Origin of the sequence: Flavobacterium sp. M31R6 (assembly GCF_013284035.1) — a bacterium.
Taxonomy (GTDB): Bacteria; Bacteroidota; Bacteroidia; order Flavobacteriales; family Flavobacteriaceae; genus Flavobacterium.
In genome coordinates, this window is record NZ_CP054141.1 from 3777050 (window position 1) to 3799682 (window position 22633).

Genomic DNA, 22633 nt, shown 5'->3' on the forward strand with positions numbered 1-22633 from the left:
TTTCACGTGTAATATAAATTCAGTTTCACTTTACTTGAACCAAAATCCATTTGGATATTTCCTCTAATGCAATTGGAGAGAATGTTTGCTCAATCGCTGCGTACTCATCAGGAGAACCCGTTTTACATTCCTGAAAGAGATGATTTAGATTGGACAACTTCTTAGTGGTTACGTTTTTATTTCCTCCTTTGGCTAGTGCCACTTTGATAGCTTCCAGGTTAATATCGGGAGGCACTTGTAAATCTTTTTCTCCATTGAGTGCAAGAACTGGGCATTTCACTTTTTCTAAAGCTATTGCAGGATCTAATTTTAAAAAACTAACCAGCCAAGGGCTAGTAATTTGAGAGGAAAGTGCACTAATCTGGGTATCATTGGCAGTATCACCTAATTTTGATTTTAGATAACTGAATGCCTTGCTTTTTAGATTTATATCATTTGCTGAAGAAGCTACAATAATATCATAAGCTCCTTTAAAGATTTCCTGCCCTTTTTTAATTTCATTTTCTGAAATTCCCTTTTGACGTTCAATCATTTCTTTTTGCAAAAGCATTAATTGATCTCCTCGAAGTCCAGGTCCAGCCAATAATATAATGAATTTTACATCCTTCGAGTTCTGTGCAACAATAGGAGCAATTATTCCGCCCTCGCTGTGGCCGATTAATCCTATTTTATTTTTATCTATTTCTTTTCTGGTTTTCAAATAGTCGACTGCTGCTTGGACATCTTTGGCAAAATCCAAAGTAGTTGCCGTTTTATATTCTCCTGTAGATTTTGCAACACCGCGGTCATCAAATCGTAGAACCGCAATACCTTTTTTTGTCAAATAATCTGCTAAAACCAAAAACGGTTTATGTCCTAATATTTCTTCATCTCTGTTTTGTGGACCACTTCCGCTTATCAAAATCACAACTGGAAATTTGCCTTCTTTACTAGGTAAACTTAACGTTCCTGCCAAAACATTTTTATCTGTTTTATTTTCGAAAGTGACATCTTCTGTATAGTACGGAAACGGATTTTGTGGCTCTTGAGGTCTTATTACCGTCTCTTTTTTTAAAATTTCTCTAGACAAATTCAACGGAAAAGATTGACCGCTTTGAGTAAAAGTACCAACAATCACATTATACTGATTTAGCTCCCCCTCAAAAACTATCCGGGCACTTGGAATCTCTAATTTTAAAGTAGTATTCTCAAACTTGGTTGTTGTAACGGGAATTCCTTTTGCTCCTTGGTCTGGGCTATCCATCGTAGCACTGTATCCATTTTCACTTTTGCTTATATTAAAAACAAGTGCTAATTGTCCTCCGGGAACTTTTAAAAAACCATTCCATTGTCCCGTAATTTCTTGCCCGAACATTGTAAAAGACAACAAAATTGTCATTAAAAAAAATACTGCTTTGTTCATTTTATTTGATTCTATTTTTAAATTAAAATTGATGTGAAATACCTTGAAATCTTAGTTCGATTTTTCTTTTTTTAGATGATGGCAAAAAGGCAAAATCTCTCTCCTCTAGCCCCGATAGCAGTGAAAATCCTTTGTGGGCTGGGGTTCAGCCTACAAAGATTGCAACGGATTGCTTCGCCAGTTCGGCTTTCGCCTCGTGTGCGGGACGATACTGGCAAAAATGCCAAATATTTCTGCTTCAAATTAATGATCAAACTCGAGTTATACACTTTTTTTTCTATTTCCTTAAACTTCATGTAAGAATACACCATTGGGACGATTGCCAATACAACAACAAGTGAAATAAATACAATTGAGAAATAATTATTTTCAAAAATCAAACCTCCCAATACTATTACCAACCCACCAATAACCCAAAGTTTACCTGCAAAAACATGAGTCATTTTCCAAACTTCATTATTCTCTAAAGTCCAAGGAGTGCGTATCCCGATGAAATAATTGGGCTGAATCACTTTGAAATAATTACCCAGAACCAAAAATAAAATTCCGATTATGATATAAATTAAATTAGGACTCGAAAATGATTGATTCTTTGTAATGAAAATGATAAACAAAGCCAACATGGACATACATAAAACAAGGAAAAACTTCAATTGATAGTATTTACCACCCATTATGGAAATCCTTTTTTTAGGATCGATTTTTGGGACGACAAGCAGTAAAACATACACCAAAACTGGCAACATAAAAAGTAATCCAATCAAGGAAAATTTATCTCCCCAATGATCGACCTCACCTTTGTAATTCCAATGTGTTGGGACTTTTTCTGGTAATGTATTCCAGATAAAAGCTAAATAAATAAAAGGCATTAAAACAATTCCAATAATAGGAAGTTCTTTTCTGAAAGTTACATTCATCATTTTATTTTTTAAAAGTTAAAATCCACTGCAACACATCTTCCATTATGGTGGTGTTGATGGAATAGAAAATAAATTGTCCCGATTTTTCGGCTGTGATTAAATCGGCACGTTTCAAAATATCCAAATGATGGGAAATACTCGGCTTTGACATATTGAACTGATCGGCTATTTCTCCGGCTGACAAATTCTTTGTTTTTAAAAGCTCCAATATTTCTCTTCTCGTGGCATCATTCAATGCTTTAAATATGTCATTCATGATTTAAAGTATTTATATATTTAGGCAAATGTCTAAATACTTTTTCAAACTACCAAATAACTTTCAGATTTTTTTGTTAAAATATGGTAATACGAAAGCAAAATAGAAATCTATAAATCAAAAAAAAGAGTTGCAAAACGAATTTGCAACTCTTTAATAAACGGTATAACTATTTAATTTAAAATTTATGTTCCGTCTTACTAATCGCCAATAAAGAAAACAACGAAATACAAGCCGCAATAGTAAGATAGAATCCAACATAGGTCAAACTATAAGTTGATGCCAGCCAAATGGCAATCATTGGCGCAAAAGCAGCTCCAACAATTCCTGCCATATTAAAAGTCAATGAAGCTCCAGAATACCGAACGTTGGTAGGAAATAATTCTGATAAAAAAGTCCCCAAAGGTCCATACGTAAATCCCATCAAAGCCATTCCTGTACATAAAAAAAAAGTTACCATTACTGTACTGCCAGACTTTAAAAAATGAGAAAAGAAAAAACCAAAAAAAGCAATCGCAATTGTAGCAACAATCAACATTTTTCGACGCCCAATTTTATCAGCAACTACCGCAGAAATTGGAATAAACAAAGCAAAAAACAATACCGAAAACAATTGAATCAATAAAAAATCTCGTTTTTCGTAACCCAAATCAGATGTTGCCCAACTCAATGTAAAAACGGTCATTAAATAAAATACCAAGAAAGTAGTAATAGAGGCCAATGTTCCAAAAAGCAATTGATTTTTATACGATTTAACCAAAGTAAGAAAAGGAATTTTAACTTCTTTTTGTTCTTTTTTTGAGTTTTCGAAAGAAGGAGTTTCAGTAATTTTAGTTCGGATATAAAAACCAACTACAACCAAAAGAGAACTAGCAATAAAAGGAATTCTCCATCCATAATCCATAAATTCTTGATTACTCATAGAATCGGTTAACAACAAGAAAGTCCCTCCTGAAAGCAGTAAACCAATTGGGGCGCCTAGTTGGGGAAACATTCCATACCAAGCACGTTTATTGGGCGGCGCATTTTCTATAGCTAATAAAACAGCTCCCCCCCACTCGCCTCCTAAGCCAACTCCTTGACCAAATCGACACAACATCAATAACAAAGGAGCAGCAATACCAATACTGGAATAACTTGGCAAAAAACCAATGGTTACAGTAGAAATTCCCATAGTCAGTAAAGCAGCTACCAAAGTAAATTTACGACCAATTTTGTCTCCATAATGCCCAAAAAAAGCAGAACCCAATGGGCGGGATATAAAAGCTATTGAAAAAGTTGCCAACGATTGTAAGGTTGCCATCGTAGGGTCTGCACTTGGAAAAAACAATTGCGGGAAAACTAAAACGGCGGCATTGGCATAGATATAAAAATCAAAAAACTCAATCGTGGTACCTATTAAACTGCCAAAAAGTATGTGTTTCAAAGAATTTACTTTGGCTGGTTTGGTTATTTCTTGCATATGAATTTTATAATGTTAAACTAAATAGTTGTTTTTAATTTTCGAAAGTAACAAAGATTTTGTTCCAATATTTTTTGGTAATTTAGCATCAAATAAACTTAAATATGCCAACCGACTGCATCAGCTACCAAAATTCTGGATATTTCTCTCCTTTGATGAATGATTATTTAAACCAAAAAGAGCCAACGCATTCGCTTTACAATCGATTCCCAAATCTTGAAAATTTCGAAGAACAAATAAAGGAAAAAAAAGAAAATTTCAACGGTAACGGCAACAAGAATTTCAACACAAAAAGAGCCGTTTTAGTTACGGCTCTGAAAAACCAATATTCAAATATTCCCACATCGGATCTAACGAAACAAAATATTGAAGCTTTGGCCAGTGCCAATACTTTCACAGTTACCACTGGACACCAACTAAATCTATTCAGTGGTCCATTATACTTTTTATACAAAATCATTTCGACAATTAATTTGACAACCGAATTAAAAGCAAAATATCCTGACTATAATTTTGTTCCAGTATATTGGATGGCAACCGAAGATCACGATTTTGAAGAAATTAATTATTTCAGTTTCAAAGGAAAAAAATTTCACTGGAACAGGGAAAGTACTGGACCTGTCGGAAGATTATCCACCGAAGGATTAGACAATTTTCTTGAAATATTTGCACTTGAAATAGGTTCAAGCGCCAATGCCAAAACAATCAAAAAACTATTTGAAGATTCCTACATCAACCATGACAACTTAGCCGATGCAACGAGATATTTGGCCAATGCTCTTTTTGGAGCATCAGGTTTAGTTATTTTGGATGCAGATGACCAGAATTTGAAACGCAATTTTATACCGTACATAAAAGAGGAATTACTGTATCAAACATCTTTTAAGATGGTAACCGAAACCATCGAAAAATTAAAAAACTATTTCGTTCAGGTGAATCCGCGCGAAATCAATTTGTTCTATATTGAAGATAATTTGCGAGAACGAATTATTCTTGATAATGGAATTTACAAGGTCAATCACACCAAAATCGAATTTACAGAATCTGAAATTTTGAAATTATTAGAAAGTAATCCTGAAAAATTTAGTCCGAATGTCATCATGCGTCCGTTGTACCAAGAAGTCATTTTACCCAATTTATGCTACATTGGCGGCGGCGGGGAAATTGCTTATTGGTTGGAATTAAAATCTTTTTTCGCATCCGCTAAAGTAACTTTCCCAATATTGTTATTGAGAAACTCTGTTCTTTTGGCAACCGAAAAACAGAACAAAAAGGCCGACAGATTAAATCTGTCCTGGTCAGATTTATTTTCCAAACAAACTGCTTTAATCAATCATGTAACGCAAAAACTATCCGATTTCCCGATTGATTTTTCTGAGCAGAAAGAAGCATTAAAAAAACAATTTGAGGCAATTTTAGAATTAGCCAATCATACAGACAAATCTTTCTTAGGAGCTGTAAAAGCACAAGAAACAAAACAGACCAAAGGATTGGAAACTCTCGAGAAGAGATTACTTATTGCACAAAAAAGAAAATTTCATGATGAGCTACAACGCATCATTGACTTGCAAAACGAATTATTTCCTAACCAAAGTTTACAGGAACGTCAAGCTAATTTTTCTGAATTTTATTTGGAAAATGGTGAACGTTTGATTCCACAAATAATGAGCCAGCTCAAACCATTGGAGCAAAATTTCAATATAATATTTTTTTAAAGTTGCTGAGTTGCTTAGATTCTAAGCAACTTTGATTTGAATAACAACAGAAAAAAACTTAGAAACTTAGAGACTTAGAATCTCAGAAACTTTAAAAAAATGACCAAAAACCGCCTTATTTCGCTTGATGTATTTAGAGGATTAACTATTTTATTAATGACAATTGTAAACAATCCTGGTAGTTGGGCAACCGTTTATCCACCTTTACTTCACTCCGAATGGCACGGCTGTACTCCTACCGATTTGGTTTTTCCTTTCTTTATTTTCATCATGGGAGTCGCAATTTCTTTTGCAATGCCAACCAAAAATTATGACAGCGCAACATTCAACAAAATTCTAACGCGTTCGTTGCGTATGTTTTGCTTGGGTGTCTTTTTTAACTTTTTTGGAAAAATACAACTCTTCGGACTAGAAGGTATTCCATTGGTGATTGGACGTTTAGTTATAACTGCAGGAGTTGGATATGCGTTGATGGGGAATTTCAATGCTAAACTAAAAACTTACTTGGCCGTTTCAATTTTTGCAATTTATTTAATCCTAGCCTATAGTGGTATTGAGGCTTATAAAATAGTAAGACTTCCAGGTGTGTTGCAACGCATCGGAATTGTCTATTTCATTGCCTCCCTTTTGTATCTAAAAACGAATCAAAAAACACAATTACTGACAACTATCGGAATTCTACTGGGTTATTGGGCAATTATGACGCTTGTTCCGGCGCCTGGATTCGAAATCACAAACCTTGAAAAAGGAACCAATTTAGCCGCTTGGGTAGATAACGTTTTATTAAAAGGACATATGTGGGAAGTGACCAATACTTGGGATCCCGAAGGAATACTAAGCACGATTCCAGCTATTGCAACAGGAATTATTGGTTTATTAATTGGCCAATTGCTTAACAGTCCATTATTAAAAATGGAAAAGGCCAAAAAAATGGCTATAATAGGAATCATTCTTATCACATTGGGACAACTTTGGAATATTATTTTTCCAATAAACAAATCCCTTTGGACTAGTTCTTTCGTTTTATACACTGCTGGATTAGCCACACTGGTCTTGACCATTTTATACTATTGTATTGATATTGCCGATTATAAAAAAGGAATCAAATTATTCCTGATTTGGGGTGTGAATCCAATGATTGTATTCTTTTTATCCGAAATTATTCCACAAGCGTTTGTCGCGATTTCGTTTCCAAATCCAAAAATACCAACAGAACAAATCAACCTTTTGGACTATTTATATGCCTTTGGAGTACAACCTTTTTTCAATAATCCGATGACAGCTTCATTAGTGTTTGCTCTTCTTTATGTGGGTCTATGGTCCATTCTTTTGGCGTATTTCTACAAAAAGAAAATGTATTTCAAAGTTTAAAATAATAGTAATAACAGATTTCTGCCATTAAATTGACAATTTGCTAAAATCATTCGATAAAAAAAGTATATTTTTGCACAAAATTTTAAAACACAGAAAAAATGGCAACTAATAGAACTTTTACAATGATTAAGCCTGATGCAGTTCAAAACGGACACATCGGAAACATATTGGCAATGATTACAAACGGTGGTTTCAAAATCGTTTCTTTGAAATTAACTCAATTAACAGTTGCAGATGCTCAAGCATTTTACGCTGTACACGCTGCAAGACCTTTCTACGGAGAATTGGTAGAATTCATGTCTCGTGGTCCAATCGTTGCTGCTATTTTAGAAAAAGATAATGCGGTTGAAGATTTCAGAACTTTAATTGGTGCTACAAACCCAGCTGAAGCTGCTGAAGGAACTATCCGTAAAGCATACGCAACTTCTATTGGAGAAAATGCAGTTCACGGTTCTGATAGCGATGAAAATGCTGCTATCGAAGGGGCATTCCACTTTGCAGGAAGAGAGCAGTTCTAAATTTCAGATTTAAGAGCTTAGATTTTAGATTAACGATTTAAAAATCTGTATAAATAAAAATCCCGTCTCGTTTTTAAGAACGAGACGGGATTTTTTATATCAAACCGAAAAATCTGAAATCTAAAATCGTTAATCAACAATCTAAAATCCTTACCTCAAAACCACATCCCTCACCACATCTCTTCGCAATTCCTCATTAATCATTTTTATGATCTTGGATTTACCGTGACTCAATTCCTCACGCAAAACCGCAGATGTTAACTGAACATACAAAGTCGAACCCTTCAAAACCACATTATTGGTATAACTGTTCACACCGTTCCCCATCAAATTGCGCCAAGCATCTTTCACATCAATCTCATCCATTCCAGATTGTAATTTATTGACCTCGATAATTTGCTTCAAAACGTCCCCTATAGAACTTTGATTATTTAGTCTTTTTGCCATAGTCATCTAGATTTATTGGTCCCGTTTTTTTATAATGATATTCTTTTTTCTCTGCATTCAAAACAACCAACTCTTTATCTGTCAATGTTATTATTTCCTCGCTCCATTTCGTATATGGCGTGTTGTAATCCAAAAAAGTCTGGCCATCAGTAAACCTTATTTTTACATTCTCAAATGTATCATTCACCAAAAAAGTCCCATCCAATTGTGGCATCACTTTCTTACGAATCCCTAAATTATTTTTGTCAATTTTAAAATAATCAAAAGATTCATTCATTCCGTATTGCTTCTCATTTCCATCCTCTAAAACCACTTTTTCAATCTCCCAATAACCATTGATTTTAGCAACGTCAGCAGGAGTTATTTTTTGCTCACATCCAACAAAAAAAAGGGCAACCAGTAAAACACCAAAAACTTTTTTCATAAATAATTTTCTTTTTTTAGGAGCTATTTCCTGCTATCCGTTTCAATATTATGAGTCTTGTTAGAAAAAAACGAGACTCATAATGATTTCCACTACACACGAGCGAAGTGAACTGGCGAAGAAATCAGGGCTAGGGCATTCCGTTTATCAACATCTTTATCTAATACGACAAAGTTAAACTTTAAAAATCCAAAGAAAATAAAAATTTCACCTTCTCATTAAACTTATTTCGATATTTTTGGTCTTACCCAAAACCAAACTTCTTAACCATGTCAAAATCAATACTATTACTCATATTTTCGCTTTTCTGCATCAATTGCTCTTCTGATAATACAGAACCAGTACCTGCGCCAACTCCTACAGAAACACTATATTTCCCTCCCCTTTCCGGCAGCAATTGGGAAACCAAATCACTAGAAAGCCTTGGCTGGAAGCAATCGGCTGTCCAACCCTTATTGGATTATTTAGAACTCAAACATTCCAAAGGATTTATCATCCTTGTCAATGGCCGTATCGTAATGGAAAACTATTTCAACGGTCATGATGCCACAACCAACTGGTATTGGGCAAGCGCAGGCAAAACATTGACATCAACCATGACGGGAATTGCTCAACAGGAAAACCTTATTAACATCAACAACAAAGTGTCTCAATATATAGGAACCGGCTGGACAAGTGCGCCTCTTGCCAAAGAGAATCTCATTACCTGCAAACATTTATTAACTATGACTTCCGGCCTAGACGACACCACCGATGACGTTTCTCCATCAGCCCTAACCTATACCACCGATGCAGGCACGCGTTGGGCGTATCACAACGTATATGTAAAACTACAAGATGTCATTGCACAAGCCAGCGGACAATCCTGGAATAACTATTTCAATACCAAATTAAGGGACAAAATCGGGATGAACGGCGCTTGGTTTACATCTGGCAACAATATTGTTTACAGCAGTACCACAAGAAGTATGGCACGTTTTGGGCTATTGATGTTCAATAAGGGGAAATGGGAAAACAATGTAATTCTGAACGAAAGTTACTTCAACGAAGCAACTAACACATCACAAAACATCAACTTGGGTTATGGCTATTTATGGTGGTTAAATGGTAAAGCCAATTATCATTTGCCGCAATCGCAGGCTACTTTTCAAGGAAGTATAATCCCTACAGCGCCAAACGATATGTTTATGGCTTTGGGCAAAAATGACCAAAAAATCTATGTGATTCCCAGCAAAAAAATGGTAGTGATCCGTATGGGTGATGCCGCAGACAACGTAAACTTAGCTCTATCTGATTTTGATGAAATGCTTTGGACAAAAATAAGTGCTTTATATCAGTAGATAAAAATTACTTATCCAAAAATAGTCTTAAATAATTAGCGGTGTTTCGTAATTTCTTAATTACGAAACACCGCTAAACTTTTCATTATTGATAGCTATCGAAATATAGTAGTCTACTTTTTAATTCTTCTCATTAATCCTAAAAAGAAAAAGACCAAACCGACAATTAATAAACCATAATAAAAACCAACATTGGTTGTTCTAATAATATTTGCCAAAACAAAAGCGGCGATGCTTACTAAATATAAATATATAGGGTTAGCATTTTTTATTGAAGAAAAATTCATGAACTTATTTATTATTTAAAAAAACTATCTACAAACTCGTACTTATTGAAAACCTGCAAATCTTCAATTCCTTCTCCAACACCAATGTATTTAACAGGTATTTGAAATTGGTCTGAAATACCAATAACAACTCCACCTTTGGCAGTACCGTCTAATTTGGTAACGGCCAATGATGTAACTTCAGTCGCCGCAGTAAATTGTTTGGCCTGTTCAAATGCGTTTTGCCCTGTAGAACCGTCCAAAACAAGCATTACATCGTGAGGCGCATCGCCAACCACTTTTTGCATTACACGTTTTACTTTCGAAAGTTCGTTCATCAAGTTGATTTTATTATGCAAACGACCAGCAGTATCAATAATGACAACATCAGCATTTTGAGCCACCGCTGATTGCAACGTATCAAAAGCCACAGAAGCTGGATCACTTCCCATTTCTTGACGAACAATAGGCACACCTACTCTATCAGCCCAAATTTGTAATTGGTCAATAGCCGCTGCACGAAAAGTATCCGCAGCACCAAGAACTACTTTAAAACCAGCTTTTTTAAATTGGTAAGCTAATTTTCCAATTGTTGTAGTTTTACCCACGCCATTTACTCCAACTACCATCAAAACGTAAGGTTTTGTATTTGCCGGAATAACAAACTCAGTTGCTTCGCCAGTATTGGTTTCAGATAATAATCCCGCAATTTCGTCTCTCAAAATCTGATTAAGTTCGTCAGTTCCAAGATATTTATCAGCTTCTACCCTTTTCTCAATTCGGGTAATAATTTTAAGGGTTGTATTAACTCCCACATCCGAAGAAACGAGAATTTCCTCTAAATTATCCAAAACATCATCATCTACTTTTGATTTTCCGGCAACCGCTTTAGTTAATTTGGAAAAAAATGAAGTTTTTGTTTTTTCTAGACCTTTGTCTAATGATTCTTTTGCTTGCTCGCTTAAGCTCGAGTCTTTTTTCTCTGAGGAGAATATTTTTTTAAAAAAGCTCATGGAGTTTTATAATTTGGAATTTACATTTGTCAACTTAAACAAGAAAAATCAATAAAAACAATCAAATTTATCTTTAAAGAAATCCTCAAAAAAGTCTTTTAATTTCAAGGTGTAAATATAGAAAATAAAAAAGCTACTTCCGAATGAAAGTAGCTTTTCTATAAAATGTAATAGTTAATTATTTCTTTTTCAAGAATTCATCAACTTCTTCAGGAGCCATAATAGATTCAACGAATGTATATGCCCCAGTTACTGGAGATTTCACCATTTTGATGGCTTTTGATAATCTCTTAGAAGATGTTTGTAACGATGCTACGGTTTTCTTTGCCATGATTCAAATGTTATTTGAAATTTAATAAAATCCTCAAATGTTACCATTTGAGATTTTAAAAAAAATCTCTATTATTATTTAATTTCTTTGTGAACAGTAACTCTTTTCAAGATTGGATTAAATTTTTTAATCTCTAATCTGTCTGGAGTATTTTTTTTGTTCTTTGTAGTTATGTATCTTGAAGTACCTGCAACACCTGATGTTTTGTGTTCAGTACATTCTAAAATCACCTGGATTCTATTTCCTTTCTTTGCCATCTTGCTATTTTTTTATTTTGGAAAAGATTATTTAATAAATCCTTCTGACTGCGCTTTTTTCAAAACTGCAGCGATTCCATTTTTATTAATTGTTTTTATCGTAGATGCTGCTACTCTAAGAGTAATCCATCTATCTTCTTCTGGAAGATAAAAACGCTTTTTAACTAAGTTTACAGAAAATTTTCTCTTAGTTTTGTTCATAGCGTGAGAAACGTTATTTCCTACCATCGCTCTTTTACCTGTAAGGTCACAAACTCTTGACATTATACTTATCTTTTATCGTTATTCAAAATCAGGGTGCAAAGAAAAGAAAAATAAACCTATAAACCAAAATATTTATTGTTCTTTTTTTGAAATTTCTTTAAGCAACATTTCGAGTCCTTTAACCGAAGCTCTATCTATCACTTTTTCACGTGGTTGACCAAAATCAAACTCCTCAACGAGAATTTCATTTGGCGTAGCCAATGCTATAAATACCGTCCCAACTTCTGCCGTGGCCTCACCTTTCGCAGGACCGGCGTTTCCTGTTGTCGCAATTGCATAATCTGTTTTTAGCAATGCCTTCACACTCAAAGCCATTGCTTTTGCAACTTCCGCACTCACAACGCTATACTCATTTATTAAAGACTCAGAAACACCAAGTACATTTATTTTCACATCGGTCGCATAAGCCACAATGCTTCCTTTAAAATAATTGGAAGCTCCAGGGACCGAAGCAATCATTTCAGCTATTTTTCCTCCTGTACAACTTTCGGCTGTTGACAATGAAAGATTTCGTTCAGACAGCATTCTTCCCAAAATCACTTCTATCGTTTCATCTTCCTCAAAACCAACAATAATATCATGAATGATAGCATCCAACGAACTTACATATTCCGCTATTGTTTCTTCCAGCATTTTTTTATCCTTTCCTCGAGCTGTAAGTCTTAAACGAAGCTTTCCATAAGCAGGCAAATAGGCCAATTTTATAAAAGCAGGAAGACTATTTTCCCATTCTTCAATACGCTCGGCCACTAAACTTTCGCCTTGACCATAAGTCAATATTGTTTTATGCAAAATAAAAGGTCGCTCATATTCCTTTACCAGCTTTGGAATAATCTCATTTTCTATCAAATATTTCATTTCAAAAGGAACTCCAGGAAGCGACACAAAAACCGTATCTCCCTTTTTCATCCATAATCCTGGCGCTGTTCCGTATAGATTATGAAGCACTGTTGCTTTTGAAGGGACTAATGCCTGATCTTTATTAATCTGAGTTATTTTTCTCTTAAAATATCCTTCAATTAATTGGGTAACATGTTCCAAAACAGTTTTATCAACCACTAGTTCATCTTCAAAATAATCACAGAAAGTTTTCTTGGTAACATCATCCTTAGTTGGCCCCAAACCACCGGTTATTATAACGACATCTACTGTGTCTTGAAGTTTTGAAAAGGTATCTAATATGTGTTGCCGAGAATCACTTATAGACAACATCTCATGAACCTCAATCCCTATTCTGTCTAAAGATTTTGCTATAAAACCTGAATTTGTATCGACAATTTGACCAATTAAAATTTCATCCCCAATTGTTACTATGGTTGCTCTCATCTTTTGATAAATTTCCTTTTTAAATTAGATAAAAAAATAATCCAACCGCTGTATAAAGTGATACAACTGTTGGATTATTCAATATTCTTTTCTTGTTATTTTAAGTAAAAAATTAAAACAATAAATTAAAGATCAAAATCTTTTCTCAACTCTTTAATAGCGTCTTTGACCTGTGTCTTAACGCTTTTATAGGTCTCGATTATTTCTTTCTTTTTACCTTCTGTTTTTGTCCAAGCTTCTATTTGAAGAATCTCCTCGAATGCTACATTTAATCCCAACAAATCTAATGTTGGTTTCAATTTATGAGCAAAGGCATAAGTATGCTTGTGATCCTTTTTCTTAATTCCCTCTCCGATTTGCATCAAATCTTCAGGAACTTCAGTAACGAACAAATTCAAAATTTCATTCACAAACTCTGGATCATTATCCGAAAGTGCGTACACTTTTGCTAAATTGTATTTTAAAGCCATTATTTTACTTGTATTCTAAATAGTTTTTGTCCTTCTAAAAATCCTTCTAAAACATCATCTGGTTTTACTGCTGCAACTCCTTCTGGCGTTCCCGTAAAAATAATATCACCAATCTTTAAAGTAAAAAATTGAGAAACATAGGATATTAATTCATCAATATTCCACATCATCATCTCAGAATTACCCTTTTGTACTGTAACATTATTGTTCGTTAATTCAAAAGTAACATTTTCTAACGAAACAAACTGGCTTTTAGGCAAAAATTCTCCAATAACCGCCGAGCCATCAAATGCTTTGGCTTTTTCCCATGGAAGTCCTTTTGCTTTCAACTTCGCCTGTAAATCCCTTGCGGTGAAGTCAATCCCTACACTAATTTCATCATAATATTTATGAGCAAACTTAGGTTCGATATACTTCCCTACCTTACTTATCTTTACAATAAGTTCTATTTCATGATGAATATCCTCAGAGAATTCAGGAATTACAAAAGGATGTTGTTTTAATAAAATAGCCGAATCTGGTTTCATAAAAACAACTGGCTCCGAAGGGCGTTCATTCTTTAATTCCTCAATATGATTGGCATAATTTCTACCGATGCAGATTATTTTCATTTTTTTTTAAGTTTCTAAGATTCTAAGATTCTGAGTTCCTAAGACACTTAGCATCTTAGAAACTCAGAATCTTAAGAACTTTACTTCGTATTTAATTTTCTTAATTTTATGGCCGTCAAAACTTTCTTGGTATACAGCGGAAAATCTGCATTTTGAATCCAACTGAAATAACCCGGTTCTATCTCCAAAATTTTATCGACTTTGGCTCCTTTATGTTTTCCAAAGGTAAAAATCTCTTCATTATCGGCGTCAAAAGCTATCATTCCTGCAAAATCGGCTATTTTTTTTCTGGTACTAAACTCAGACAAAGATTTAATGTCGTTTTCTAATTCGGGATAACGATCCAATTGAGCCATTAGGATTTCATAGGTCGCCATCGTATCTGCTTCGGCTGAATGTGCATTTTCGAGCCCTTTTCCACAGTAAAATTTCAAAGCTGCGCTCAAAGTACGCTCTTCCATTTTATGAAAAATAGTTTGTACATCCACAGAAACTCTATTTTTCATATCAAAATCAACTCCAGCTCGCAATAATTCTTCTGCCAATAATGGAATATCAAAACGATCTGAATTAAATCCTGCCAAATCGCTATCCTTAATCATATTATATACTTGAGGAGCAAGTTCATTAAACGTAGGCTCATTGGCTACTTTTTCATCACTTATTCCGTGAATAGCCGTTGATTGCGGTGGAATTGGAATCGTTGGATTCACCAACCAAGTTTTACTTTCTTTATTTCCGTTTGGAAAAACTTTAAAAACTGATATTTCCACAATTCTATCTTTTCCGATGTCAATTCCTGTAGTTTCAAGATCGAAAAAACAAATTGGCTTATTGAGTTTTAGTTCCATTTTTTGTATTTGAATTGGTACAAATATAAAGATTTGGGATTGATTTCATTTAAAGTCAATGCTAAAAATGCTAAAAAAAGAAAACCCAACAAACTATAAAAATTTGTCGGGTTCATTTTCAATTTATACTGAATTAATAATCTCTATTTACATCAAATGCTTCAAGATATTCCGCTACTCTTTTCACAAACGCACCTCCCAGCGCACCATCAACCACTCGGTGATCGTAACTGTGTGACAAGAACATTTTTTGACGAATACCTATAAAATCCCCTTCTGGAGTTTCAATAACTGCAGGCACTTTACGGATAGCTCCCAATGCTAATATCCCTACTTGTGGCTGATTGATAATTGGAGTCCCAAAAACACTTCCGAAAGTCCCCACATTGGTAACCGTATAAGTTCCTCCTTGAGTATCGTCTGGTTTTAGTTTCCCCATTTTTGCACGGTTTCCTAAATCATTAACCGCCTTTGCCATACCAACCAGATTCAATTGGTCTGCATTTTTAATAACTGGAACAATTAAATTTCCATTTGGCAAAGCTGCTGCCATTCCAAGATTAATGTTTCTTTTTTTGATGATAAAATCACCCTCTACAGAAATATTCATACCTGGATAATCTTTCAGCGCCTTGGCAACCGCTTCCATAAATATAGGAGTATAGGTCAGTTTTTCGCCTTCTCTTTTTTCAAAAGCATTTTTAACTTTATCTCTCCATTTTACAATATTAGTAACATCCACTTCGATAAATGATTGTACGTGAGCCGAAGTTTGAACTGAAGCTACCATATAACCCGAAATCAACTTACGCATTCTATCCATTTCCACAATTTCATCACCGCCATTTACAGAAACAGGAGAAACTGTTTGCGAAGGAGTAACTCCTGGAGCTTTTGGAGCTTCAACCGCTTTAGCTGTTGTTCCCACTACAGCAGCAGGTTGCGTCCCTCTATTTTTTACGTAATTCAATATATCTTCTTTAGTAACACGTCCTTCTTTCCCAGAGCCGTTGATACTCACTAATTCACCTAAAGAAATCCCTTCTTCTTTTGCAATGTTTTTTACTAATGGAGAAAAGAATTTATCACTTTCAGAAAAATTCACCGGCGTCGCAACCAATTCTTTGGCTACCTCAACAGTTTTTTGAATTTCCTCAATAATTGCCGGAGCAACTTCTGAACTTACGGACACGGCATCTCCACCCTCTGTTTCAATAATAGCAATAGTTTGTCCCACCTGAACCAAATCGTCTTTTCCAAACAATTTTTCGACAAGAACACCTGAAACCTCCGATGGAACCTCAGAATCTACTTTGTCGGTCGCAATTTCCAAAACGGCTTCATCCGCTTCAATTTTATCGCCAACTTCTTTTAACCAATTTGTGATGGTTGCTTCTGCAACACTTTCTCCCATTTTAGGAAGCTTTAATTCAAATCTTGCCATATTGTTAATCTAAAAGGTGATTTTGATTTTCAGTTTGCGAAATTATTAAAAAATATCAATATAAATTCCACTAAATGTAATTTTTATTTGATTTTTACAATTTCTCCTCTATCATTAAAAGAATCACTTCCAATGATAAAATTTGTGTTTTTGGGAATAATTCTAAAGGTAATTCCTTTGTTTCTATGCTTTTTGTGAATATTTATGCATTCTTTGAAGGAAACAAACTCATTATCCAAAATAATCTGTACCCCATTTCTTATTGAAATTGATGACAAATTTACCTCTTTTTCTGTTTTCCAATCGAGAAAATCTACCTTTTTTTGGACAAGAAGAGCTATTATTTTTGTCAGTGTATCAGATGCCGATATCAGCAAATAATTTTTAGGGCGCATTTTGATTTTTGACCTGCCTTGAATTCTTTTTATTAAAGAAAAAAACACAATTCCAATTTTCATAAATACAGAAAAAAGATAAGAAACCTGAAAATGTTTTCTATAGAAAAACTCCATTGCTTCTTGAAAACGCTTCATGTAAGTACCATCTTTAATAGTGCTTTCTCCTTTATAGTGTATTACGGTTGTTTTGTGGAAATAATAATTAACTTTTCCTTTCTGCAACACCATATAAGACAAATCAATATCATCCGAATACATGAAACAATTTTCATCAAAACCACCTACTTCCTCATACAATTCTTTTTTCAGAAACATAAAAGCACCTACCAAAATTTCCACTTCCCCTGTCTGGTTTTCGGATAAATGCTGCGCATAATATTTATTGAAAAATGGAGACTTCGGAAATATTTTATATAAACTGGTGATTTTGGTGAAGGCTACCCAAGGCGTGGGGGTTCCCCTTTTGCTTTCGGGAAGGAAATTACCAGATCCGTCTATTAGCTTGACACCTACAACTCCTAAGTTTTTTTGTTTTTGGGCAAATGCCAACACTTTTTCAAAGGTGTCTTCGGCAACGACAGTATCCGGGTTTAGAATACAGATATATTCTCCTTTGGCTTGTGATACACCAATGTTATTCCCTTTTGGAAAACCTACATTTTGGCTATTTTGAATAAGTTTGACATTTGGGAAACGAGTTTTTATCATCTCGCAACTATCATCTAAGGAATTATTATCAACCACAATAATTTCAGAATCTATGTTTTTCAAGGCGCTTTCTACACTTAATACACATAGCTCCAAAAAATAGCGAACATTATAATTGAGGATAATGACGGATAGTTGCATTTTTCAAAGATATATTTTAAGCCTTAAAGTCACAAAGTTTACTAGCTACAAAGTCTATCATAGACACAAACTCCCATAAAAATCTTAAAAATTCTCCGAAAGAGCTACTCTAAAAGTCCAATCATCTTTACTAATGCCATAATCTAAGACTAAATTACAGTCATTGATCTTATTCCATTTTATCCTTAAACCGGTTCCTACTGCGGGGGTCCAATTATCAAAATGATAGGTATCCAAGTTGGACACTGACGATAGATTTCCATAAAACACAGCCCCGAGAAAACCGTTTCTGGTAATATCGGTACGGTATTCGGTCTCCAAATACAATAAAGAATTACTTCGATAACGGTTGCGAGTGAATCCCCTGCCTGTTTTTCCGTAACGGTCCCAACCGATGCTTGGCAAATCCAAGTAATGTGGCTTTCCGTCAAAAACTGCCCAATAAAACACTCGCGTGGCCAGAACCTTATGACGTATATTACTAAACGAATGATACTTTCTCGCATCTATATATATAGATTTCCATTCGGTGTGACTTCCAAAAGCTTTGGAATTGATACGATAATCTGCTTCAAAATAATAACCCTGCTTGGGATTCAAAATATTTTTACGGGAATCATACAAAGCTTGAAAAGCAATTCCTGATGAAAGTTCATCGGAGTAATCTCCATCTTGGTATATATTAAAATCTGTTGGTTCCGTTATTTTTGAATCTTCGGAAATATGCTGATAATTATCCAATTGAAAACCCAATCCCAAACCGAAATCCCCTTTTATTTTTCGTGTTACAAATTGATAAAACCGAATTTGTTGGTAATGAACCTCGGATTGTGGATCCTTGGAACTGTTCCCTCCCAAACCATACGTAAACTGCGGATAAATCATATACCTGTAATCACCTATAAAATTATATTTATTGTCCTTTGTATAAATATAAGACTGTATGGGAAAGGAATACTGCCCAGAAAAACTGGTTGTTGGGGTAAAATAAACTTCGGACATTTTGGTGGTTTCGTGATTCTCATCCAGAAAAAAAGTGGTCACAAATGAAACCACAAGACCTCCTTCGGAACTCTTCATATCGGGAGCTGGCATTAACGAAAAGGCAATTTTGCTTGGTTCTTTTTTCTTTGCAGTATCCTTTTTTACGAAAATGCTTTTCAGAATCTGTTTCATATCCAAACTATCACTTCTAAAATCTATTTTCTGTGAAAAGGAAGAAAATGAAGAAGTAACAACAAAAAACAGAATCAAATTTCGCCTAAGGAAACCCATAAATTTTGGTTGATTTTTTTAGAAAAGGAACTATTTTCAGCTTCCCAAATATAAATAAAAAATTACAATCCTAAACAACATACCAAGCTGATTTGTTTCGAATTACCAAGCTAATTGCGAAAATTTTTCTTCAACTAAAAAGAAAAAAATCTAAAAAACCATAAAACCTGACTAGCCCCGGTTGAAGTGAAAATCCTCCCGATTTTTCTCGGGAGATTGAAGCGAAAAACGGGAACGATCTTTCCCTAAAAAGCCCAATCATTCGCTCCAAATCCTTTTTATCTATCAAATCTAGGATTGTACGATTTTGTTTAATATCTTTCTTTTTATTTTCAATTGAATAGCGTTATGGAAAAAACTTTTATTCTTTTCTTTCTTTTTGTGTCTTTTTCCTACGCCCAAACCAAAGGATGTACAGATCGTCTTGCGGAAAATTACAATCCAAAAGCGACGGAAAATAATGGAAGCTGTAAATATGCTTCCGCAAAAATCAGAGTGAAATTCACCAAAGAATTAAGCGATTCCATTGCGGAAACTTCGGGCTTGATTGCTTCAGAAAATTTATTGTGGACGCACAATGACGACCAGAGCACTACGTTATTTGGACTGGACACAAAAGGAAAAATCAGAAAAAAAATCAATCTTGAAGGGGTAAAAAACATCGAATGGGAGGATATTTCTCAGGATAGTCTGTATCTCTACATAGGCGATTTTGGAAATAATGTCCTTGGAAACCGCAAAGATTTACACATTTTGAGGATTGATAAAAACTCTGTTAAGAATCCTGCCCCGGCTATTGACACCATCGCGTTTTCCTATGACAACCAAAAAAATTTTGAACCCAAAAAAAAAGCTAACATCACCGATTTTGACTGTGAGGCATTTGTGGTTTCAAGGGACAGCATTTATTTGTTTACCAAACAATGGGCATCTGAAAAAACGAGTGTGTACAGCTTACCAAAAAAACCAGGAACTCATATTGCAAAACTCAAAGAAACAATCAATGTGGAAGGTTTAATAACCGGCGCGACCACATTGCCGCAAGAAAAGGGGGTTGTTTTGTGTGGATATTCGCATTTTTTACACCCCTTTATTTATCTTTTGTACGACTATAAAAACAATGATTTTTCGACAGGAAATAAAAGAAAAATAAAACTTTCGCTGCTATTTCATCAGATAGAAGCAATTACTACCGAAGATGGATATCTGTTTTATGTGACAAATGAAGCCACGAAAAATACCTTTATCTTCAACCCACAAGAAATACATACCTTTGATTTGAGTCCGTATTTGAAAGAGTAAAAAGGCTAAATCGTTGAATCTTTAATCTGTTGAATCGTTAAATTGCTATAGATTAATTCACGTTTCAAAATAAACTATTCGTTAATAGTGTTATAATAGTTTACTTTTGCAAAAAAAATAGCCTTGTGAATTATTTATCAGTCGAAAATATATCTAAATCTTTTGGGGAGCGTACGCTTTTCAAAGACATTTCCTTTGGAATCAACAAAGACCAAAAAATTGCCTTTATAGCCAAAAATGGCTCGGGAAAAACCACTATTATGAACATCATTAATGGTTTTGATGAACCGGATACTGGACAAGTGGTACTTCGAAAAAGCATCCGAATGGCTTTTTTGTCACAGGACAATAAACTGCAGGATGAATTGACGATTGAAGAAAGCATTTTTGCATCGGATAATGAAAGTTTGAAGATCATTGAAGCTTATGAAAAAGCACTGGAGAATCCTGAAGATGAGGAAGCCTATCAAAAAGCTTTTGATGGAATGGATCAGCATAATGCTTGGGATTTTGAAACGCAATACAAACAAATTTTGTTCAAATTGAAGTTGGAAGACTTTAAACTGAAAGTAAAAAGCCTTTCGGGAGGACAGAAAAAAAGGTTGTCTCTTGCCATTATTTTGATTAACCGTCCCGACTTATTAATTCTGGATGAGCCAACGAATCACTTGGATCTAGAAATGATTGAGTGGTTAGAAAGTTATTTTGCAAAAGAAAATATCACGTTGTTTATGGTAACGCACGACCGTTTCTTTTTGGAGCGTGTTTGTAACGAAATCATTGAACTGGACAACGGAAAAATATACCAATACAAAGGAAATTATTCTTATTACCTAGAGAAAAAAGAAGAGCGAATCGCCTCAGAAAATGCGAGTGTCGATAAAGCCCAAAACTTGTTTGTCAAAGAATTGGAATGGATGCGCCGTCAACCCAAAGCGAGAACGACCAAGTCGAAATCACGTCAGGATGATTTTTATGACATAAAAGAAAAAGCCCAAAGTCGCAGAAAAGAAAACGTGGTGGAACTGGAGATTAATATGGAACGAATGGGAAGCAAAATCATTGAGCTTCACAAGATTTCCAAAAAATTCAAGGATCGCATAATTCTGGATAATTTCAGTTATGATTTCCAACGTGGCGAACGCATTGGAATTATTGGTAAAAATGGAACTGGAAAATCTACATTCTTGAATCTTTTGACAGGAACTTTACCTTTAGATTCTGGAAAAGTGGTTGTGGGAGAGACAATCAAAATTGGTTATTATACCCAAAGCGGGATTAACCCAAAACCGGGTCAACGTGTAATCGATGTCATCAAAGAATACGGAGAATTTATTCCGCTAACAAAAGGCAGATTAATTTCGGCTTCGCAATTGTTGGAACGTTTTCTTTTTGATGCCAAAAAACAATACGATTATGTAGAAAAACTGAGCGGTGGTGAATTGAAACGTTTATATTTATGTACCGTTTTGATTCAGAATCCAAACTTTTTGATTCTTGATGAGCCAACGAATGATTTGGATATTGTTACTTTAAATGTATTGGAAAGTTTCCTTTTGGACTATCCAGGATGTTTGGTAGTTGTTTCGCACGACCGTTATTTTATGGACAAAATCGTGGATCAGTTATTCATTTTTAGAGGTCAGGGAGAGATTGAAACGTTTCCAGGAAATTACTCGGATTTTAGAGCTTACGAAGACAGTACGGATGTCGCTCAGAAAGAAGACAATAAAACAGAGAAAAAAGAATGGAAGCAAAACAATCCAACCGGGAATTTGACTTTCAACGAGCAAAAGGAATTCCAGAAAATCGAGAGAGAAATCAAGGATCTTGAAATCGATAAAACCAAAATTGAACAGTTATTCTCGGATGGAAAAGTAGCCGATGCGGATATTGAAAAGAAAGCTAGAGAATTGGAAAACCTCATCAAGAAAATTGAAAGCAAAGAGGAAAGATGGTTTGAGCTTTCAGCGAAGATGGAAGGGTAGTTTTTTTAGTTTGCAGTATTCAGTATTCGGTTTGCAGCGTTAGACAATATTTAAAAACCACAACAAGATTTAATTTTGTTGTGGTTTTTGTTTAATATAAAACCAGCATTTTATAGAAAGATAATTACAC

Annotated in this window: 23 protein-coding genes; 6 read left to right on the forward strand and 17 right to left on the reverse strand. The window is 34.7% G+C overall.

The window, feature by feature from the left end; translation table 11 throughout:
- Positions 1–25: 25 nt before the first annotated feature.
- The 4 genes from HQN62_RS15590 to HQN62_RS15605 all read right to left on the reverse strand — a co-directional run bounded on the left by HQN62_RS15590 (position 26) and on the right by HQN62_RS15605 (position 4040).
- On the reverse strand, positions 26–1402 hold the full coding sequence (locus HQN62_RS15590; RefSeq protein ID WP_173505072.1) for an alpha/beta hydrolase family protein: 1377 nt from the start codon (positions 1400–1402) through the stop codon (positions 26–28).
- Between the two features lie 71 nt (positions 1403–1473).
- On the reverse strand, positions 1474–2322 hold the full coding sequence (locus HQN62_RS15595; RefSeq protein ID WP_254454447.1) for an SdpI family protein: 849 nt from the start codon (positions 2320–2322) through the stop codon (positions 1474–1476).
- 1 nt (position 2323) lies between these two features.
- On the reverse strand, positions 2324–2578 hold the full coding sequence (locus HQN62_RS15600) for an autorepressor SdpR family transcription factor (RefSeq protein WP_116797550.1): 255 nt from the start codon (positions 2576–2578) through the stop codon (positions 2324–2326).
- A 178-nt stretch (positions 2579–2756) separates the two neighbouring features.
- Entirely contained in the window at positions 2757–4040 is a 1284-nt protein-coding gene (locus HQN62_RS15605; protein ID WP_173505073.1) for an MFS transporter, read from the reverse strand.
- A gap of 104 nt (positions 4041–4144) precedes the next feature.
- Here HQN62_RS15605 and bshC point away from each other — a divergent pair, with 104 nt between their 5' ends.
- From bshC to HQN62_RS15620, 3 genes are all read left to right on the forward strand, one after another.
- Positions 4145–5755, forward strand: a complete 1611-nt coding sequence (gene bshC / locus HQN62_RS15610) for a bacillithiol biosynthesis cysteine-adding enzyme BshC (protein ID WP_173505074.1) — start codon at positions 4145–4147, stop codon at positions 5753–5755.
- 99 nt (positions 5756–5854) lie between these two features.
- Complete coding sequence (locus HQN62_RS15615; RefSeq protein WP_173505075.1) at positions 5855–7126, forward strand: acyltransferase family protein; 1272 nt, start codon at positions 5855–5857, stop codon at positions 7124–7126.
- Between the two features lie 101 nt (positions 7127–7227).
- Entirely contained in the window at positions 7228–7647 is a 420-nt protein-coding gene (locus HQN62_RS15620) for a nucleoside-diphosphate kinase (protein WP_035625955.1), read from the forward strand.
- A 150-nt stretch (positions 7648–7797) separates the two neighbouring features.
- Here the strand turns inward: HQN62_RS15620 and HQN62_RS15625 are convergent, their stop codons facing one another.
- Positions 7798–8094: a DciA family protein gene (locus tag HQN62_RS15625; RefSeq protein ID WP_077376378.1), complete on the reverse strand. Its 297-nt coding sequence runs from the start codon at positions 8092–8094 to the stop codon at positions 7798–7800.
- The gene (locus HQN62_RS15630; RefSeq protein ID WP_173505076.1) at positions 8075–8518 is read right to left on the reverse strand and encodes a hypothetical protein; all 444 of its coding nucleotides are present in this window, start codon (positions 8516–8518) and stop codon (positions 8075–8077) included. Before HQN62_RS15630 ends, HQN62_RS15625 begins: the two co-directional genes overlap by 20 nt.
- A gap of 269 nt (positions 8519–8787) precedes the next feature.
- Between HQN62_RS15630 and HQN62_RS15635 the strand changes: the two genes are divergently transcribed.
- A complete protein-coding gene (locus HQN62_RS15635) occupies positions 8788–9858 on the forward strand; it encodes a serine hydrolase domain-containing protein (protein WP_173505077.1) in 1071 nt (356 codons plus the stop codon).
- A gap of 298 nt (positions 9859–10156) precedes the next feature.
- On the opposite strand, the gene ftsY is transcribed toward HQN62_RS15635, so the two are convergent.
- The 11 genes from ftsY to HQN62_RS15690 form a co-directional block, all read right to left on the reverse strand.
- Positions 10157–11137 carry a signal recognition particle-docking protein FtsY gene (gene ftsY / locus HQN62_RS15640; RefSeq protein ID WP_173505078.1) on the reverse strand — a complete coding sequence of 327 codons (981 nt, stop codon included), beginning with the start codon at positions 11135–11137 and terminating at the stop codon, positions 10157–10159.
- 178 nt (positions 11138–11315) lie between these two features.
- Complete coding sequence (locus tag HQN62_RS15645) at positions 11316–11468, reverse strand: DUF4295 domain-containing protein (protein ID WP_100429907.1); 153 nt, start codon at positions 11466–11468, stop codon at positions 11316–11318.
- A 74-nt stretch (positions 11469–11542) separates the two neighbouring features.
- On the reverse strand, positions 11543–11725 hold the full coding sequence (gene rpmG, locus HQN62_RS15650; RefSeq protein WP_017495179.1) for a 50S ribosomal protein L33: 183 nt from the start codon (positions 11723–11725) through the stop codon (positions 11543–11545).
- Between the two features lie 27 nt (positions 11726–11752).
- Positions 11753–11989, reverse strand: a complete 237-nt coding sequence (rpmB, locus tag HQN62_RS15655; RefSeq protein ID WP_024980263.1) for a 50S ribosomal protein L28 — start codon at positions 11987–11989, stop codon at positions 11753–11755.
- 72 nt (positions 11990–12061) lie between these two features.
- The gene (locus HQN62_RS15660; RefSeq protein ID WP_173505079.1) at positions 12062–13315 is read right to left on the reverse strand and encodes a CinA family nicotinamide mononucleotide deamidase-related protein; all 1254 of its coding nucleotides are present in this window, start codon (positions 13313–13315) and stop codon (positions 12062–12064) included.
- A 125-nt stretch (positions 13316–13440) separates the two neighbouring features.
- Positions 13441–13785 carry an Hpt domain-containing protein gene (locus HQN62_RS15665; RefSeq protein WP_116797542.1) on the reverse strand — a complete coding sequence of 115 codons (345 nt, stop codon included), beginning with the start codon at positions 13783–13785 and terminating at the stop codon, positions 13441–13443.
- Positions 13785–14396, reverse strand: a complete 612-nt coding sequence (locus HQN62_RS15670; protein ID WP_116797541.1) for a fumarylacetoacetate hydrolase family protein — start codon at positions 14394–14396, stop codon at positions 13785–13787. Before HQN62_RS15670 ends, HQN62_RS15665 begins: the two co-directional genes overlap by 1 nt.
- A gap of 80 nt (positions 14397–14476) precedes the next feature.
- Positions 14477–15247, reverse strand: a complete 771-nt coding sequence (locus HQN62_RS15675) for a 3'-5' exonuclease (protein ID WP_116797540.1) — start codon at positions 15245–15247, stop codon at positions 14477–14479.
- Positions 15248–15380: 133 nt separating this feature from the next.
- Positions 15381–16691 (reverse strand): dihydrolipoamide acetyltransferase family protein, encoded by a 1311-nt coding sequence (locus tag HQN62_RS15680; protein WP_173505080.1) that lies wholly within the window; start codon positions 16689–16691, stop codon positions 15381–15383.
- Positions 16692–16774: 83 nt separating this feature from the next.
- On the reverse strand, positions 16775–17938 hold the full coding sequence (locus tag HQN62_RS15685; RefSeq protein WP_173505081.1) for a glycosyltransferase family 2 protein: 1164 nt from the start codon (positions 17936–17938) through the stop codon (positions 16775–16777).
- An 84-nt stretch (positions 17939–18022) separates the two neighbouring features.
- Positions 18023–19213, reverse strand: coding sequence for a BamA/TamA family outer membrane protein (locus HQN62_RS15690; RefSeq protein WP_173505082.1), 1191 nt, complete (start codon positions 19211–19213; stop codon positions 18023–18025).
- A gap of 348 nt (positions 19214–19561) precedes the next feature.
- Between HQN62_RS15690 and HQN62_RS15695 the strand changes: the two genes are divergently transcribed.
- Both HQN62_RS15695 and HQN62_RS15700 read left to right on the forward strand, forming a co-directional pair.
- On the forward strand, positions 19562–20515 hold the full coding sequence (locus HQN62_RS15695) for a T9SS C-terminal target domain-containing protein (RefSeq protein WP_173505083.1): 954 nt from the start codon (positions 19562–19564) through the stop codon (positions 20513–20515).
- Between the two features lie 125 nt (positions 20516–20640).
- Positions 20641–22503, forward strand: coding sequence for an ABC-F family ATP-binding cassette domain-containing protein (locus HQN62_RS15700; RefSeq protein WP_173505084.1), 1863 nt, complete (start codon positions 20641–20643; stop codon positions 22501–22503).
- The last annotated feature ends 130 nt before the right edge of the window (positions 22504–22633 follow it).